Below are 15,685 nucleotides of genomic sequence, written 5' to 3'. Positions count from 1 at the left end.
GTAAACGGCGGCCGTAACTATAACGGTCCTAAGGTAGCGAAATTCCTTGTCGGGTAAGTTCCGACCCGCACGAAAGGCGTAACGACTTGGGCACTGTCTCGGCGAGGGATCCGGTGAAATCGTAGTACCTGTGAAGATGCAGGTTACCCGCGACTAGACGGAAAGACCCCGTGGAGCTTTACTGCAGCCTGATATTGAATTTTGGTGCGGCCTGTACAGGATAGGTGGGAGCCTGCGAACCCAGGCCGCCAGGCCTGGCGGAGGCGCCGGTGGGATACCACCCTGGCCGTACCGAAATTCTAACCCGCGACCGTCACCCGGTCGGGGAACAGTGTCAGGCGGGCAGTTTGACTGGGGCGGTCGCCTCCTAAACGGTAACGGAGGCGCCCAAAGGTTCCCTCAGCGCGGTCGGAAATCGCGCGTCGAGTGCAAAGGCAGAAGGGAGCCTGACTGCAAGACCGACAGGTCGAGCAGGGACGAAAGTCGGGCTTAGTGATCCGGTGGTCCCGCGTGGAAGGGCCATCGCTCAACGGATAAAAGCTACCCCGGGGATAACAGGCTGATCTCCCCCAAGAGTCCACATCGACGGGGAGGTTTGGCACCTCGATGTCGGCTCGTCGCATCCTGGGGCTGAAGTCGGTCCCAAGGGTTGGGCTGTTCGCCCATTAAAGCGGCACGTGAGCTGGGTTCAGAACGTCGTGAGACAGTTCGGTCCCTATCTGTCGCGGGCGCAGGAAATCTGAGAGGAGCTGCCCCTAGTACGAGAGGACCGGGGTGGACGCACCGCTGGTGTACCAGTTGTCCCGCCAGGGGCACCGCTGGGTAGCCATGTGCGGCCGGGATAAGCGCTGAAAGCATCTAAGCGCGAAGCCCCCCTCAAGATCAGATTTCCCACCGGGTTAACCGGGTAAGACCCCTCGGAGATGACGAGGTCGATCGGCCCGAGGTGTAAGCGCGGTAACGCGTTCAGCCGACGGGTCCGAATCGGTCGAGGGCTTAACCCACTCCCCACACCCCGCGGTCCGGTTTTCAGGGTGCAAACCCTTTCCTTCATCGAGCGGGAGTGGCGGAATTGGCAGACGCGCTAGACTCAGGATCTAGTGGCCGTTGAGGCCGTGGAGGTTCAAGTCCTCTCTCCCGCACCATACATATAGAGCGCTTCCCCACTGCTCACGTTGGGCAGTGGGGTTTTGCCTTTTGGCCTTCTGCCGGCCGCTGGGGTTCTCCCGCTGGCCAAAGCAGGTTGAAAGATGCATTGAGGGTCCTGGTCGCATGGCGGCGGCCAGGACCCTTTGTCTCCATTTCGCCGGACGGATTCCCGGCGTTCATGTCAGGCGGGAGCGCGAGGAGGGGCGTGGCGTGCGCCGCAGATGGGGGGCGATGCGGGCGACGATGCGCTCGATGGAGGCTGCATCGGCCACGTCGTAGTCGCGGATGTCGACACGGACGACGGGACAGGCGCGAAAGGTGCGGATCCACTCGTCATACCGGCGATACAGCTCTTCCCAGTACGCCACCGGGGCATTCCGTTCCGCGGGACGCCCGCGCCGGGCCACGCGATCGAGGATGAGCGGCAGCGGACCTTCCAGGTAGATGAGCACGTCCGGGTGCGGGAAATACGGTGTCATCATCATCGCGTCGGCCAGCAGCGTGTACGTGCGGTAATCTTCCGGAGCCATCAAGCCGTTTTCGTACAGCATGCGGGCAAATATGCCGGCATCCTCGTAGATAGTCTGGTCCTGGACAACCCCGCCGCCGGATTGGAACAGGTGCATTTGTTCTTTGAAGCGTTCCGCGAGAAAATAGACCTGCAGGTGGAAACTCCAGCGCCGCTGGTCGGTGTAAAAGCGCGGCAGATACGGGTTGTCCGCCTTTTCCAGGGACGCACGGAAGCCCAGTGCGGCGGCGAGGCAACGGGTGAGCGTCGATTTGCCGACGCCGACGGTCCCCCCGATGGCAATGATGGCATCATCGGGGATGCGGTAAGCGTGGCGCAGCGGCGTGCCGGACATCGTTCCGCCCTCCTCGGCGTGGTTGGCGTTGGCGCAAACGTCATTCATTGTACCATACGGTGAACGGGTCTGTACCCGCCGGGGGCCTCATTCTCCCTCCGGAATTCGTTCCCGGGATCGGCGCCAGCTTGCGTGGTGCCGCTTAAAAAAGCGAACCTTATTAGAAATCCATCCGAGTAATGTTCGGGAATTGGTTGACATCCGCCGGGCGAGACGGTACACTGAAAGGGCAAGACGAATGAAGTATGGAAACGGTTTAAAGGATGTTCAAGTATTCACGAACAATAAAAGCGGAAATGCGTGAAACAGTACGGAAAGGACGGAGGGAACCATGCCGCAGATCGGCGCGGAAGGGCAGCAGCCGCTGGTGGGCGTGATCATGGGCAGCCGTTCGGATTGGGAGACGATGCGTGAGGCGTGTGCGGTGCTGGATGAGCTGGGCGTTTCCCATGAGGTGCGCGTGGTGTCGGCCCACCGCACGCCGGATGAAATGTTCCGCTATGCGGAGACAGCGGCGGACCGCGGCCTGGAGGTGATCATTGCCGGGGCCGGCGGGGCGGCCCACCTGCCGGGTATGGTGGCGGCCAAGACGGTGCTGCCGGTGATCGGTGTGCCGGTGGAATCGCGGGCCCTCAAGGGACTGGATTCGCTGCTGTCCATCGTGCAGATGCCCGGCGGCGTCCCGGTAGCCACGGTGGCCATCGGCAAGGCAGGCGCAGTCAACGCCGGGATCTTGGCCGCGGAGATTCTCGGGATCAAATATCCGGAAATCCGCCGGCGGCTGGCCGAACGGCGGGAGGAGCTCCGGCGACAGGTGCTGGAGCAGGCCGATCCGCGGGAGGCGTGAGCGGTGAAACGCTGTGCCGATCGGGTAACCCCTGCTTCTGTGGTGCTACCGGGCAGCACCGTGGGCATACTCGGCGGGGGACAGCTGGGCCGCATGCTGGCCCTGGCCGGCCGGCAGATGGGGTACCGTTTCGTTGTGCTGGACCCGACGCCGGACGCTCCGGCCGCCCAGGTGGCCGACCAGCAGATTCTCGCCTCCTTCGCCGACCGGGACGCGGCGCGCGCGCTCGCCGCGCGGGCCGATGTGATCACCTACGAGTTTGAGCACCTGGATGCCGAGGTTGTGGCGGAGCTGGAGGCGTGCGCCCACGTGCCGCAGGGCAGCCGCCTGCTGCGCATCACCCAGCATCGCCTGATGGAAAAGCGGGCCCTGGAAGCCTCCGGCATTCCGGTGGCGCCGTTTCGGGAGGTGGCCAGCCGGGCCGATCTCGAACGGGCCCTCGACGAGCTGGGCCTTCCCGCCGTGCTGAAAACGGCCACCGGGGGGTACGATGGCAAGGGACAGCGCGTCATCCGCGCGCGGGAGGAGGCCGGGCCGGCCTACGCCGACCTGGCGGGGCGAGGCCCTCTCGTACTGGAGGCCTGGGTGCCCTTCGTCAAGGAACTGTCGGTGGTGGTGGCCCGTCGGCAGGATGGCACGATGCGCTCCTTTCCGGTGGCGGAAAACGTGCACGTATCGGGCATCCTGCGCACGACGATGGTACCGGCTCGTGTCGACGAGATGACGGCGCGGCAGGCGACGGAGCTGGCCTGCGTCGCTGCTGAGCGCTTGAACGCCGTCGGGCTCCTGGCCGTGGAGATGTTCCTGACGGCTGACGGCGCCCTGCGCGTCAACGAGCTGGCGCCGCGGCCCCACAACTCCGGTCATTTCACGATGGATGCCTGCGTGACGTCGCAATTCGAGCAGCACCTGCGGGCTGTCTGCAACCTGCCCCTCGGTGACGTGCGGCTCCTCACGCCCGTCGTCATGGTCAACGTGCTTGGGGCGCACCTGCCGCGCCTGCTCCAGCGGCTTCCCTACCTCGACGGCCGGGTCAAGGTGCACCTGTATGGGAAGGCGGAGGCCCGGCCGATACGGAAAATGGGCCATGTCAACATTGTCGCCGATTCGGTGGACGAGGCCCTCGCCGTGGCCCGCGCCCTCGACGTGTGGGATGTCGTCGATGCCGGCAACGAACAGGCCGGGCGCGACGGATGAGGGTTCGCGGCCGCGCGAAACGCCCGGCAGCCGATCGGGATCCATTTCTGTGAACCGTGCAGCACGGGAGCATGCGAGGGAGGACAGACGGGATGATCGAACGCTATACACGCCCGGAGATGGGCGCCATCTGGACGGAGGAGAACAAGTTTCGCGCCTGGCTGGAGGTGGAGCTCCTGGCCTGCGAGGCGTGGGCCGAGCTGGGTGTCATTCCGCAGGAGGATGTGCGCAAGCTGCGGGAAAATGCCTCCTTTGACATCCGGCGCATCCACGAGATCGAGCGGGAAACGCGCCACGACGTGGTGGCGTTCACCCGCGCCGTGTCGGAGACCCTCGGCGAGGAGAAAAAATGGGTCCACTACGGCCTCACCTCCACTGATGTGGTGGACACGGCCCTCGGGTACCTCCTGAAGCAGGCTAACGCCATCCTCGAGCGCGACATCGAACGGCTGATTGGCGTGCTGAAACGGAAAGCCGTTGAACACAAGTACACGGTGATGATGGGCCGCACCCACGGCGTTCATGCCGAGCCGACCACCTTCGGGCTGAAAATGGCCCTGTGGTACGCCGAGATGCAGCGCAACCTGGAGCGCTTTCGCTATGCGCGGAAGATGGTGGAGGTCGGCAAGATTTCCGGGGCGGTGGGCACCTATGCCAACGTCGACCCCTTCGTCGAGCAGTACGTGTGCCACAAGCTGGGCCTTGAGCCCGCGCCGATCTCGACGCAGACGTTGCAGCGCGACCGCCACGCCCACTACCTGAGCACGCTGGCCCTCATCGCCACGTCGCTGGAGAAGTTCGCCGTGGAGATCCGCGGCCTGCAGCGCAGCGAGATCCGTGAGGTGGAGGAGAAGTTCTACGCCGGGCAGAAGGGCTCGTCGGCCATGCCGCACAAGCGCAACCCGGTCGGTTCGGAGAACATCTCCGGCCTGGCGCGGGTCATCCGCGGCCACATGCTGGCGGCCTACGAAAACGTGCCTCTGTGGCACGAGCGGGACATCTCCCACTCCTCGGTGGAGCGGATTATCCTGCCCGACGCGACGATCCTGCTTAACTACATGCTCAACCGCTTCGCCGACATCGTGGAGAACCTCACCGTTTTCCCGGAGAACATGAAGCGGAACATGGAGAGGACCTACGGCCTCATCTATTCCCAGCGCGTCCTTCATGCCCTCATTGACAAGGGCCTCAGCCGGGAAGCGGCCTACGATCTCGTCCAGCCGCGGGCGATGCAGGCGTGGGAGGAGGAGCGCTCCTTCCGCGAAATTCTGGAAAGCGACCCGGCCATCACGGCGCACCTGTCGCCGGAGGAGCTGGCCAACTGCTTTGACCCGCGCTGGCATCTGAAGCACGTGGACACCATCTTCCGGCGCCTCGGCCTCGACTGATGGAGACGGGCCGCAGCGCACGAGCAGTCCCGGCGGCCCGCGACACGGGCCGCCGGGGCGGCGATCGAGGAGGGAAAACCCTATGGCGGAGGAACAACGTGCGACGGCACAACACCGGGCCGCGCGGCGGGAAGCGGCCCCCGACCTGCGCGAGGTGACCAAGGGCGCGCTCCTCTACGAGGGCAAGGCCAAGAAGGTGTACCGCACCAACGTGCCGGGGGCGTTGTGGATTGTCTTCAAGGACGACGCCACGGCGTTCAACGGGGAAAAACGGTCCGTTCTCGAGGGGAAGGGAGCGCTGGCGAACCGGATCAGTGCCCGCCTGTTCGCCCTCCTGACCGAGCGCGGCATCCCCAACCACTTCCTACGCCTGCTCTCGCCGACGGAGCAGCTGGTGCGCGAGGTGGCGATCCTGCCCCTCGAGGTAGTAGTGCGCAACGTGGCCGCCGGCTCGCTGGCCAAGCGGCTCGGCCTTGCGGAGGGCGCGATCCTGCCGAAACCGGTGGTGGAATGCTACTACAAAAACGATCGCCTCGGCGATCCGCTGGTGAACGACGACCACATCGCCGTGCTGAGCCTGGCCACGCCCCAGCAGTTGGCCCAGATGTGGACGTTGGCCCTGGCGGTGAACGACGCGCTTATGCCGTATCTGGCGCAGCGGGGCATCCGCCTCATCGACTTTAAGCTGGAGTTCGGCGTCACGGCGGAGGGCGAGCTGCTCGTGGCCGACGAGATCTCCCCGGACACGTGCCGGTTCTGGGACGCCGCAAGCGGGGAGAAGCTGGACAAGGATCGCTTTCGCCGGGACCTGGGCGGCGTTGTGGAGGCGTACGCGGAAATCTGGAAGCGCATCGGGGGGGATGGCGGATGGTGAAAGCCCGCGTGGTCGTGACGCTGAAGGACGGGGTGCTCGATCCCCAGGGCCAGGCGACGCAACGCGCCCTGCACGCCTTGGGGTACGGCGAGGTGGCCGAGGTGCGCATCGGCAAGGTGATCGAGCTCAACCTGGATACCGACGACCGGCAATGGGCCGCCGCACGCCTGAAGGAGATGTGCGACAGGCTCCTCGCCAATCCGGTGATCGAGTCGTACCGGATTGAGCGGGTGGAGGGATGACCGTGCGCGTGGCCGTGATCGTCTTTCCCGGTTCCAACTGTGACGTTGACATGGTCCGCGCCGTCGCCGACTGCCTGGGCGAGCCGGTCGACACCGTGTGGCACACGGCCACCGATCTGTCCGCCTACGACGCCATCCTCCTGCCGGGCGGGTTTTCCTACGGTGACTACCTGCGTGCCGGGGCCATCGCCCGTTTCGCGCCGGTGATGCGGGAAGTGGTGAAGGCGGCGGATGCGGGCAAACCGGTCCTCGGGGTGTGCAACGGCTTTCAGATTCTTCTGGAAGCAGGGCTTTTGCCCGGGGCGATGCGGCGCAACGCGTCGCTCAAGTTCCGCTGCGAGACGGTCACCCTGCGCGTGGAGAACAACCGCACGCCCTTTACGCTGGACTACGCGCCGGGCGAGCACATCCGCATCCCCATCGCCCACGGCGAGGGGAACTACTACTGCGACGAGGCGACGCTGCAGCGGCTCCGGGCGGAAAACCGCGTCGTGTTCCGCTACGTCGGCGCCAATCCCAACGGGTCGGTGGACCATATCGCCGGGATTGCGAACGAGCGGGGCAACGTGCTGGGCATGATGCCGCACCCGGAGCGGGCCGTGCATGCACTGCTCGGCTCGACCGATGGCCGCCGCGTCTTCACGTCGCTGCTGCGGTACTGGAAGGAACGGACGGGAGGGGAGCGCCATGTCGCAAAAACGGCTCACGGCGGGCGGCACGACACCGGCGGAGCAACCTGACCGAGCGGAGCGTCGCGAGCCGACGGCTGACGAGATCGCCGAACGGAAGTTGTATCGGGAAATGGGGCTGACCGACGACGAGTACGCGCGGGCGGTGCGGCTTCTCGGCCGGCGGCCCAATTACACGGAAACGGGTCTCTTCGCTGTCATGTGGTCGGAGCACTGCAGCTACAAGAATTCCAAGCCCGTCTTGAAACGCTTTCCGACCACGGGGCCGCGCGTACTGCAGGGGCCGGGCGAGGGAGCGGGCATCGTCGACATCGGCGACGGGCTGGCCGTGGTGTTTAAAATCGAAAGCCACAATCACCCCTCGGCCGTCGAGCCGTTCCAGGGCGCGGCCACCGGTGTGGGCGGGATTATCCGCGACGTCTTCTCCATGGGTGCCCGGCCGATTGCCCTGCTCAACGCCTTGCGTTTCGGCGAGCTGGACAGCCCCCGCGTGCGTTATCTTTTCGAGCAGGTGGTGGCCGGTATTGCCCACTACGGCAACTGCGTCGGCATCCCCACCGTGGGCGGGGAAGTGGTCTTCGACCCGTGCTACGAGGGTAACCCCCTCGTTAACGCCATGTGCGTCGGCCTCCTGCGGCACGAGCACATCCGAAAGGGCGTGGCCCGCGGGGCGGGCAATCCGGTGGTGTACGTGGGTTCGGCCACGGGACGCGACGGCATCCATGGCGCCACCTTTGCCTCGGAGGAGCTTTCGGAGGCGTCGGAGGAGAAGCGGCCGGCGGTGCAGGTGGGCGATCCCTTCGCCGAGAAGCTGCTCCTCGAGGCGTGCCTGGAGCTGATCGACCGCGGTCTCGTCCTCGGCATCCAGGACATGGGTGCGGCCGGTCTCACCTCGTCGAGCGCCGAGATGGCCAGCAAGGGCGGGTGCGGCATTGAGCTCGACCTCGACCGAGTGCCGCAGCGCGAGCCGAACCTGACGCCCTACGAGATGATGCTGTCCGAGTCGCAGGAGCGCATGCTGCTCGTGGTGGAAAAGGGGAAAGAGGAGGAGGTGCTGGCCGTCTGCCGCAAGTGGGGCCTCCATGCGGCGGTGATCGGCCGGGTGACCGGCGACGGCCTGCTCCGCGTGCGGCACCGGGGCGCGGTGGCGGCCGAGGTGCCGGTGAAGGCCCTGACCGACGGGGCCCCGGTGTACACGCGGCCGGTGGTGGAACCGGCTTACTTCCGCGAGCAGACCAAGGTGGACGTTACCGACCTGCCGGAGCCGGAGGACCTCGGCGCGGTGCTCACGTGCCTGCTCGCCCAGCCAACAATTGCCAGCAAGGAATGGGTGTACCGGCAGTACGACCACCAGGTGCAGGCACAGACAGCGGTGTGCCCGGGATCCGACGCGGCGGTGGTGTGGATCCGCGGGACGCGCAAGGCGCTGGCCTTTTCCACCGACGGCAACGGGCGCTACGTGTACCTCGACCCGTTGGCCGGCGGGGCCCTCGCCGTGGCCGAGGCGGCGCGCAACGTGGTGTGCGCCGGCGCCGAACCCCTGGCCCTGACCAACTGTCTCAATTTTGGCAACCCGGAGAAGCCGGGCATCTACTGGCAGTTCGTCCGCGCCGTCGAGGGCATGGCCCGCGCCTGCGAAGCCCTTGGGACGCCGGTGGTCAGCGGCAACGTCAGTTTCTACAACGAGACGAACGGTGCGGCAGTGTACCCCACGCCCATCGTCGGCATGGTCGGGCTCATTGAAGACGTGGCCCACATCACCACCCAGGCGTTCAAGGGCGCCGGCGCGCGCATCCTCCTCCTCGGGGAAACCGCCCCCGACGATCTCGGCGGCAGCGAGTACCAGAAGCTGGTGCGCGGTACCATTGCCGGTCGGCCGCCGAAGCTTGATCTCGAACGGGAACGGGCCGTGCAGCGCACCGTCCTGGAGGCGATCCGCCGCGGCTGGGTGACGGCGGCCCATGACCTGTCCGAGGGCGGGCTGGGTGTGGCCCTGGCGGAGATGGCCATTAGCGGTGGTGTCGGCGCCCGCGTGGAACTGGAGACAGACCTGCGGCCGGATTTCCTTCTTTTCAGCGAGAGCCCGTCGCGGGTGCTCATTAGTGTGCCCGCAAGCCGTGTGGCCGACGTGATGGCCCTGGCGGAGGAACGCGGCGTGCCCTGCGCGGACATCGGCGAGACCGGCGGCGAGGATCTGGTCATCGCGATCAACGGGCAGGTGGCGGTGATGCGCACGCTCAAGGAGCTGAAGGACGCATGGACCAACGCCATTCCTGCGCGAATGAACGGCTGAGGGGATGCGAGGACGACGGGATGATGTGGGACGAATGGAATGAGGAGTGCGGCGTTTTCGGCGTCTACGGCCATCCGGAGGCGGCGCGCCTCACCTACTACGGCCTGCATGCCCTGCAGCACCGCGGCCAGGAGAGCGCCGGCATCTGCGCCTCCGACGGGACGCGCTTCACCTTCCACCGCGGCATGGGGCTGGTGACGGAGGTGTTCGACGCCGCGCACCTGGCCAAGCTGCGGGGGCATATGGCCATCGGCCACGTGCGCTACACCACGGCCGGGGAGAGCCGCCTCGAAAACGCCCAACCCCTCGTCTTCACCACGGGGGCGGGCAGCCTGGCCCTGGCCCACAACGGCAACCTGGTCAACTATCGCCGCATCAAACGCCGGCTGGAGCGGCAAGGGTCGCTCTTTCAGACCTCGAGCGACACCGAGGTGATCGCCCACCTCATTGCCCGGTCGGGTCGCGCGGACATTGTCGACGGTCTGCGCCACGCCCTCGCCCGGATCCAGGGGGCCTACGCCCTGCTGGTGATGACGGAACGCCGGCTCATTGTGGCGCTCGATCCCAACGGCATCCGCCCGCTGTCCCTCGGGCGGCTCGGCGAGGGCTACGTGGTGGCGTCGGAGACGTGTGCCTTTGACGCCGTCGGTGCGACCTACGTGCGCGACGTGGAGCCCGGCGAGCTCCTCGTCATCGACGAAGGGGGGCTTTCCCGCGAGCGGTTTTCCGCCTGCCCGCGGCGGACCATCTGCACCTTTGAGTACATCTACTTTGCTCGTCCGGACAGCGACGTCGGCGGCATCAACGTCCACCTGGCCCGCAAGCGCCTCGGGCGCCGGCTGGCCGAGGAGGCCCCCGTCGACGCCGATGTGGTCACCGGCGTGCCCGACTCGAGCATCTCCGCGGCCATCGGCTACGCCGAGGCCACGGGCATTCCCTACGAGCTGGGGCTGATCAAAAACCGGTACGTCGGGCGCACCTTCATCCAGCCGACGCAGGTGCTGCGCGCCCAGGGCGTGCGCATGAAACTGTCCGCCGTGCGCCAGGTGGTGGCCGGCAAGCGTGTGGTCATGATCGACGACTCCATCGTCCGCGGCACGACCAGCCGGCACATCGTCCAGCTCCTGCGCGAGGCCGGGGCGAAGGAAGTGCACGTGCGCATCAGCTCGCCGCCGGTTCGCTATCCGTGCTTCTACGGCATCGACACCTCGACGCGCGAGGAGCTGATCGCCGCCACGCGGTCGGTGGAGGAAATCCGCCGGGCCATCGGCGCCGACTCGCTGTATTTTCTGTCCCTCGAAGGGATGCTGGAGGCCATCGGGCGTCCGGACAACGCGGCGGACCACGGCCACTGCCTGGCCTGCTTCACCGGATGCTACCCGACGGAGATCGGCGAGGATGCACCGCGCGAAACGGAAGCGTGCATCGCGGAGAAAAGTAGACGGGACAGGGGGAAAGACGTGTGAGCGAAGCGTACAAGCGCGCCGGCGTGGACCTGGCGGCGGGCTATGAGGCGGTCCGGCGCATCAAGGTCCATGTGCGGCGCACCTATCGACCGGAGGTGTTGGGCGACATCGGCGGTTTCGGCGCCCTCTTCCAGCTCGATGTCTTCCGCTATCGCCAGCCGGTGCTCGTCGCCGGGGCCGACGGCGTGGGCACGAAGCTGAAGATCGCCTTTGCCACCGGACGCCACGACACGATCGGCATCGACTGCGTGGCCATGTGCGCCAACGATGTTGTCGTGCAAGGGGCCGAGCCGCTCTTTTTCATGGACTACCTCGCCTGCAGCAAGCTCGACCCGGCCCAGGTGGAGGCCATTGTCAAGGGCCTGGCTGACGGCTGCGTACAAGCCGGCTGTTCCCTCATCGGCGGGGAGACGGCGGAGATGCCGGGCTTCTACCCGCCCGGCGCCTACGACATCGCCGGCTTTTGTGTCGGCGTCGTCGAGCGCGACCGCCTCGTCGACGGCTCGCGCATCCGGGCAGGTGATGCGCTGGTGGGCCTGGCCTCGACGGGGCTGCACAGCAACGGTTTCTCCCTCGTGCGCAGGGTGCTGCTGGAAGAGCAGGGGATGGCCCTCGACGACTACGTGCCTGCCCTCGGCCGGACGCTGGGCGAGGAGCTGCTCACGCCAACGGCGATTTACGTGCGGGCGGTCCTCGCCCTGCGCGGGCGTTTCGACCTGCGCGGCATGGCGCACATTACCGGCGGCGGTTTTGTCGAAAACGTGCCCCGCATCCTGCCGCCGGGCACGCGGGCGGAGATCGATTGGGGGGCGTGGCCCGTTCCGCCCATTTTCACCCTGATCGAGGAAGCGGGGCGCCTCGATCGTCGCGACATGGTGAACACCTTTAACATGGGCATCGGCATGGTCCTCGTCGTGCCGGAGGACGAGGCCGACGATGTGGTGCGAGCGGCCGCGGAGGTGGGCCATCGCGCCTACCGCATCGGCCGGGTTGGCCGCGGCGAGGGCGGCGTTGTCTTCGGGGGGGTGCGGTGGGCGTGAGGATCGCCGTTTTCGCCTCCGGGAGCGGCTCCAATTTTGAAGCCCTGGTGCGCGCCGCGCGCGCGGGGAAGGTGAACGGTGAGATCGTTCTCCTGGTGTGTGACCGCCCCGGTGCGCCGGTGCTCGAGCGGGCGGAGCGGCTCGGCGTGCCGACCTTCGCGTTCCACCCGAAGGCCTACCCCGACAAGGCGGCCTATGAGCGGGCCATCCTCGCGGAACTGGCGGCGCGCAGGGTCGAGCTGGTCGTCCTGGCCGGGTACATGCGCCTCGTCGGCCCGACGCTCCTTTCCGCCTACGAGGGGCGGATGATCAACCTCCACCCGTCCCTTCTCCCCGCGTTTCCCGGGAAAGACGCCATCGGCCAGGCCCTCGCCCACGGCGTGAAGGTGACGGGGGTGACGGTCCACTTCGTCGACGCCGGCATGGACACCGGGCCCATCATCGCCCAGCGGGCCGTACCGGTGGAAGAGGACGACACGCCGGAGGCGCTGGCGGCGCGCATCCATGCCGTCGAGCACGAGCTCTTGCCGCAGGTGGTGCAGTGGCTGATCGAGGGGCGTGTGCGGCGCGGGGAAGGCCGCCGCGTGCGGGTGTTGTCGATCCCGGAGGGAGCGGCCGGTTGACGGGTGGCCGTCGGGAACGGGTTGCGGCACGTTAGGAGGAACGGTGGGTAACGTGCGCGAAGGAAGCGGAAGCGGTAGCGGAACGAGGAACGGAAGGAGAGGAGACGGACGTGATCCAGCGAGCGTTGATCAGCGTGTCGGAGAAGACGGGCCTGATTCCGTTTGCCCGTGAACTGGCGGCACTGGGGGTGGAGATCGTCTCCACCGGCGGAACGGCCCGCGTGTTGCGCGAAGCAGGCGTGCCGGTGACGGCCATCTCCGAGGTGACCGGGTTTCCGGAAATTCTCGACGGGCGCGTCAAGACGTTGCATCCGCGCGTCCACGGGGCCATTTTGGCCGTTCGCGACAACGCCGAGCACCGGCGGCAGCTCGCCGAGCACGGCATTCGGCCTATCGACCTGGTCGTCGTCAACCTCTACCCGTTCCGGGAGACGATCGCCAAGCCGGGCGTGACGCTGGCGGAGGCCGTCGAGCAGATTGACATCGGCGGGCCGTGCCTCGTGCGCGCGGCGGCGAAAAACCACGCCTACGTAACAGTGGTGACCGACGCAGCGGATTATCCCCTCGTCCTCGAACAGCTCAAGGCGCGGGGCGAGGTGGACCCCGAGACGCGCCGCCGGCTGGCGGCCAAGGCCTTCCGTCATACCGCCGCCTACGATGCCGCTGTGGCCCAGTACCTGACCGAGCAGACGGGTGAGGTGTGGCCGGAGACCTTCACGTTGGCCGTGGAGAAGGTGCAGGACCTGCGCTACGGGGAAAACCCGCACCAGCAGGCGGCCTTTTACCGTACGCCCGACCGGCGCCCGGGAACGCTGGCCGCGGCGGAGCAGCTGCACGGCAAGGAACTGTCGTACAACAACATCCTCGACGCCGACGCCGCCCTGGCCCTTGTGCAGGAGTTTGCCGAGCCGGCCGTTGTTGCCGTCAAGCACACCAACCCGTGCGGCGTGGGCACGGGGGAGACCCTCCTCGAGGCGTGGCGGCGGGCCTACGAGGCCGATCCGGTGTCCATCTTCGGCGGCATCATCGCCGCCAACCGGCCCATCGACGAGGAAACGGCGCAATCGATGCGCGAGGTGTTTCTGGAAATCGTCATTGCCCCCGATTTCGCACCAGAGGCCCTCGCCGTGCTGAAGGCGAAGAAAAATTTGCGCCTCCTGCGTGTGGCCATTCCGGACCGGCCGGTGCCGGAGCGTCGCCTGGTGAGCGTGGCTGGCGGTGTTCTCGTGCAGACGCGCGACGTGCGCGAGCTGACGGAGGCCGACCTGCGCGTGGTTACCGAGCGGGTGCCGACGGCGGAGGAGCTGCGCGACCTGCTTTTCGCCTGGAGGGTGGTCAAGCATGTCAAGTCCAACGCCATTGTCGTGGCCAAGGACGGCCAGACCCTCGGCGTGGGCGCCGGGCAGATGAACCGCGTCGGCGCAGCGCGCATCGCTCTCGCCCAGGCCGGCGAGAAGGCCAAGGGCGCGGTGCTGGCCTCGGACGCCTTCTTCCCCATGCCCGACACGGTGGAAGAGGCGGCCAAGGCCGGCGTGACGGCCATCATCCAACCGGGTGGCTCAATTCGCGACGCGGATTCCATCGCCGAGGCCAACCGCTACGGCATCGCCATGGTGTTTACCGGCGTGCGCCACTTCCGTCACTGAGGCGCTGCCAATGGGGTTGACGAGGAGGGGAAACGGCGATGAAGGTGTTGGTGGTCGGGCAAGGCGGCCGGGAACACGCCCTGTGCTGGGCGCTGGCCCAAAGCCCTCACGTGGAGCGGGTGTACTGCGCGCCGGGGAACGGCGGTATCGCCGAGGTGGCCACCTGCGTGCCGATTAAGGAAACCGATTTGGCTGCGCTGGCCCGATTCGCCCAGGACGAGGGCATCGGCCTGACGGTGGTGGGCCCCGAGGCGCCCCTTGCCGCGGGCATCGTCGACTTCTTCCGCGCCCGGGGCCTGCCCATTTTCGGGCCGACGCGCGCGGCGGCGCAGGTGGAGAGCAGCAAGGCCTTTGCCAAGCGGATCATGCAGCAGCACGGCATCCCCACCGCCGACTACGCCGTCTTTGACGATTACGGGGCGGCGCTGGCCTACGTGCGGGAAAAGGGGGCGCCCATTGTTGTCAAGGCCGACGGGCTGGCCGCCGGCAAGGGAGTGACGGTGGCCCGCACGGTGGCCGAGGCGGAGGAGGCGCTCCGCCGGGCGATGCGGGATGGTGCCTTTGGCGCTGCCGGATCACGCGTGGTGATCGAGGAATGCCTGGAAGGGGAGGAGCTCTCCCTGATGGCCTTCGTCGACGGGGAGACAGTGCGCCCGATGGTGCCGGCCCAGGACCACAAGCCGGTGTTCGACGGCGACCGCGGGCCCAATACCGGCGGCATGGGCGCCTACTCACCGGTGCCGCAGATGGACCCGGCCGTCATTGCGGCCGCCGAGGCGCGCATCTTGAGGCCGATGGCCGCGGCGCTGGCGCGGGAGGGCTGTCCCTTCACCGGCGTACTGTACGCCGGCCTGATGGTCACGGCAGACGGGCCGAAGGTGATCGAGTTCAACGCCCGCTTCGGCGACCCGGAGACCCAGGTGGTCCTGCCGCGGCTGAAGACGGACCTCCTGGAGGTGCTTTTCGCCGTCGTGGAGGGGCGTCTCGAAGAGGTGGCGCTGGAGTGGCGCGACGAGGCGGCCCTGTGCGTCGTTCTCGCTTCGGGCGGCTATCCGCACGGCTACGAGGTGGGCAAGGCCATTTCCGGACTCGACCGGGTCGACCCCGACGTGCTCGTCTTCCACGCCGGGACGAAGCGAGACGGTGAGGCTCTCGTCACGAGCGGCGGGCGTATTCTTGGCGTAACGGCCCTCGGGGCCACGCTGGCCGAGGCCCAGCAGAAGGCGTACGCCAACGCCGCGCGCATCCGCTTCGAGGGCATGCACTACCGCACCGACATCGGGAGCCGGGCGCTGATGGCGAAGGGGTAGGGGAGCGTCCGCCGCGCCGGCGTAGGCTGCGCCTTCGCGTGGACAAACCGCAAAAGAG

General features: G+C 67.2%; 13 protein-coding genes, 1 tRNA gene and 1 rRNA gene (1 of these 15 cut by a window edge). 14 read left to right on the top strand and 1 reads right to left on the bottom strand.

The genetic code is table 11. From position 1 onward, the window contains the following. Both ACYQ0Z_RS03045 and ACYQ0Z_RS03040 read left to right on the top strand, forming a co-directional pair. Positions 1-1,004: ribosomal RNA gene (locus ACYQ0Z_RS03045) — 23S ribosomal RNA — on the top strand; it begins 1,961 nt to the left of the window's first position. A gap of 53 nt (positions 1,005-1,057) precedes the next feature. Further along, a tRNA-Leu gene (locus ACYQ0Z_RS03040) sits at positions 1,058-1,145 on the top strand. Positions 1,146-1,325: 180 nt separating this feature from the next. Here ACYQ0Z_RS03040 and ACYQ0Z_RS03035 read toward each other — a convergent pair. Further along, positions 1,326-2,012, bottom strand: coding sequence for a deoxynucleoside kinase (locus ACYQ0Z_RS03035; RefSeq protein WP_459864302.1), 687 nt, complete (start codon positions 2,010-2,012; stop codon positions 1,326-1,328). Positions 2,013-2,343: 331 nt separating this feature from the next. Here ACYQ0Z_RS03035 and purE point away from each other — a divergent pair, with 331 nt between their 5' ends. The 12 genes from purE (at position 2,344) to purD (ending at position 15,627) form a co-directional block, all read left to right on the top strand. Next, positions 2,344-2,859, top strand: a complete 516-nt coding sequence (gene purE, locus ACYQ0Z_RS03030; protein ID WP_459864300.1) for a 5-(carboxyamino)imidazole ribonucleotide mutase — start codon at positions 2,344-2,346, stop codon at positions 2,857-2,859. A gap of 3 nt (positions 2,860-2,862) precedes the next feature. Further along, positions 2,863-4,056, top strand: coding sequence for a 5-(carboxyamino)imidazole ribonucleotide synthase (purK, locus tag ACYQ0Z_RS03025; protein ID WP_459864298.1), 1,194 nt, complete (start codon positions 2,863-2,865; stop codon positions 4,054-4,056). Between the two features lie 92 nt (positions 4,057-4,148). Beyond that, entirely contained in the window at positions 4,149-5,444 is a 1,296-nt protein-coding gene (purB, locus tag ACYQ0Z_RS03020) for an adenylosuccinate lyase (protein WP_459864296.1), read from the top strand. Between the two features lie 154 nt (positions 5,445-5,598). Further along, positions 5,599-6,318, top strand: coding sequence for a phosphoribosylaminoimidazolesuccinocarboxamide synthase (gene purC / locus ACYQ0Z_RS03015; RefSeq protein WP_459865097.1), 720 nt, complete (start codon positions 5,599-5,601; stop codon positions 6,316-6,318). Beyond that, entirely contained in the window at positions 6,312-6,560 is a 249-nt protein-coding gene (purS, locus tag ACYQ0Z_RS03010; protein ID WP_459864294.1) for a phosphoribosylformylglycinamidine synthase subunit PurS, read from the top strand. The genes purC and purS overlap by 7 nt, the downstream gene beginning before the upstream one ends. 2 nt (positions 6,561-6,562) lie before the next feature. Next, positions 6,563-7,300, top strand: a complete 738-nt coding sequence (gene purQ / locus ACYQ0Z_RS03005; RefSeq protein ID WP_459864292.1) for a phosphoribosylformylglycinamidine synthase subunit PurQ — start codon at positions 6,563-6,565, stop codon at positions 7,298-7,300. Beyond that, a complete protein-coding gene (purL, locus tag ACYQ0Z_RS03000) occupies positions 7,248-9,542 on the top strand; it encodes a phosphoribosylformylglycinamidine synthase subunit PurL (RefSeq protein ID WP_459864290.1) in 2,295 nt (764 codons plus the stop codon). Before purQ ends, purL begins: the two co-directional genes overlap by 53 nt. A 23-nt stretch (positions 9,543-9,565) precedes the next feature. Then, positions 9,566-11,008, top strand: coding sequence for an amidophosphoribosyltransferase (purF, locus tag ACYQ0Z_RS02995; protein WP_459865095.1), 1,443 nt, complete (start codon positions 9,566-9,568; stop codon positions 11,006-11,008). After that, on the top strand, positions 11,005-12,048 hold the full coding sequence (gene purM, locus ACYQ0Z_RS02990) for a phosphoribosylformylglycinamidine cyclo-ligase (RefSeq protein ID WP_459864288.1): 1,044 nt from the start codon (positions 11,005-11,007) through the stop codon (positions 12,046-12,048). Before purF ends, purM begins: the two co-directional genes overlap by 4 nt. Next, on the top strand, positions 12,045-12,671 hold the full coding sequence (gene purN, locus ACYQ0Z_RS02985) for a phosphoribosylglycinamide formyltransferase (RefSeq protein ID WP_459865093.1): 627 nt from the start codon (positions 12,045-12,047) through the stop codon (positions 12,669-12,671). The genes purM and purN overlap by 4 nt, the downstream gene beginning before the upstream one ends. Positions 12,672-12,781: 110 nt before the next feature. Further along, on the top strand, positions 12,782-14,317 hold the full coding sequence (purH, locus tag ACYQ0Z_RS02980) for a bifunctional phosphoribosylaminoimidazolecarboxamide formyltransferase/IMP cyclohydrolase (RefSeq protein WP_459864286.1): 1,536 nt from the start codon (positions 12,782-12,784) through the stop codon (positions 14,315-14,317). 38 nt (positions 14,318-14,355) lie between these two features. Beyond that, on the top strand, positions 14,356-15,627 hold the full coding sequence (gene purD, locus ACYQ0Z_RS02975) for a phosphoribosylamine--glycine ligase (RefSeq protein ID WP_459864284.1): 1,272 nt from the start codon (positions 14,356-14,358) through the stop codon (positions 15,625-15,627). The last annotated feature ends 58 nt before the right edge of the window (positions 15,628-15,685 follow it).

Source organism: Calditerricola yamamurae (assembly GCF_054654135.1).
Note: the sequence above shows the minus strand (reverse complement) of the source record. Positions and strands in the feature narration are given on the sequence as shown.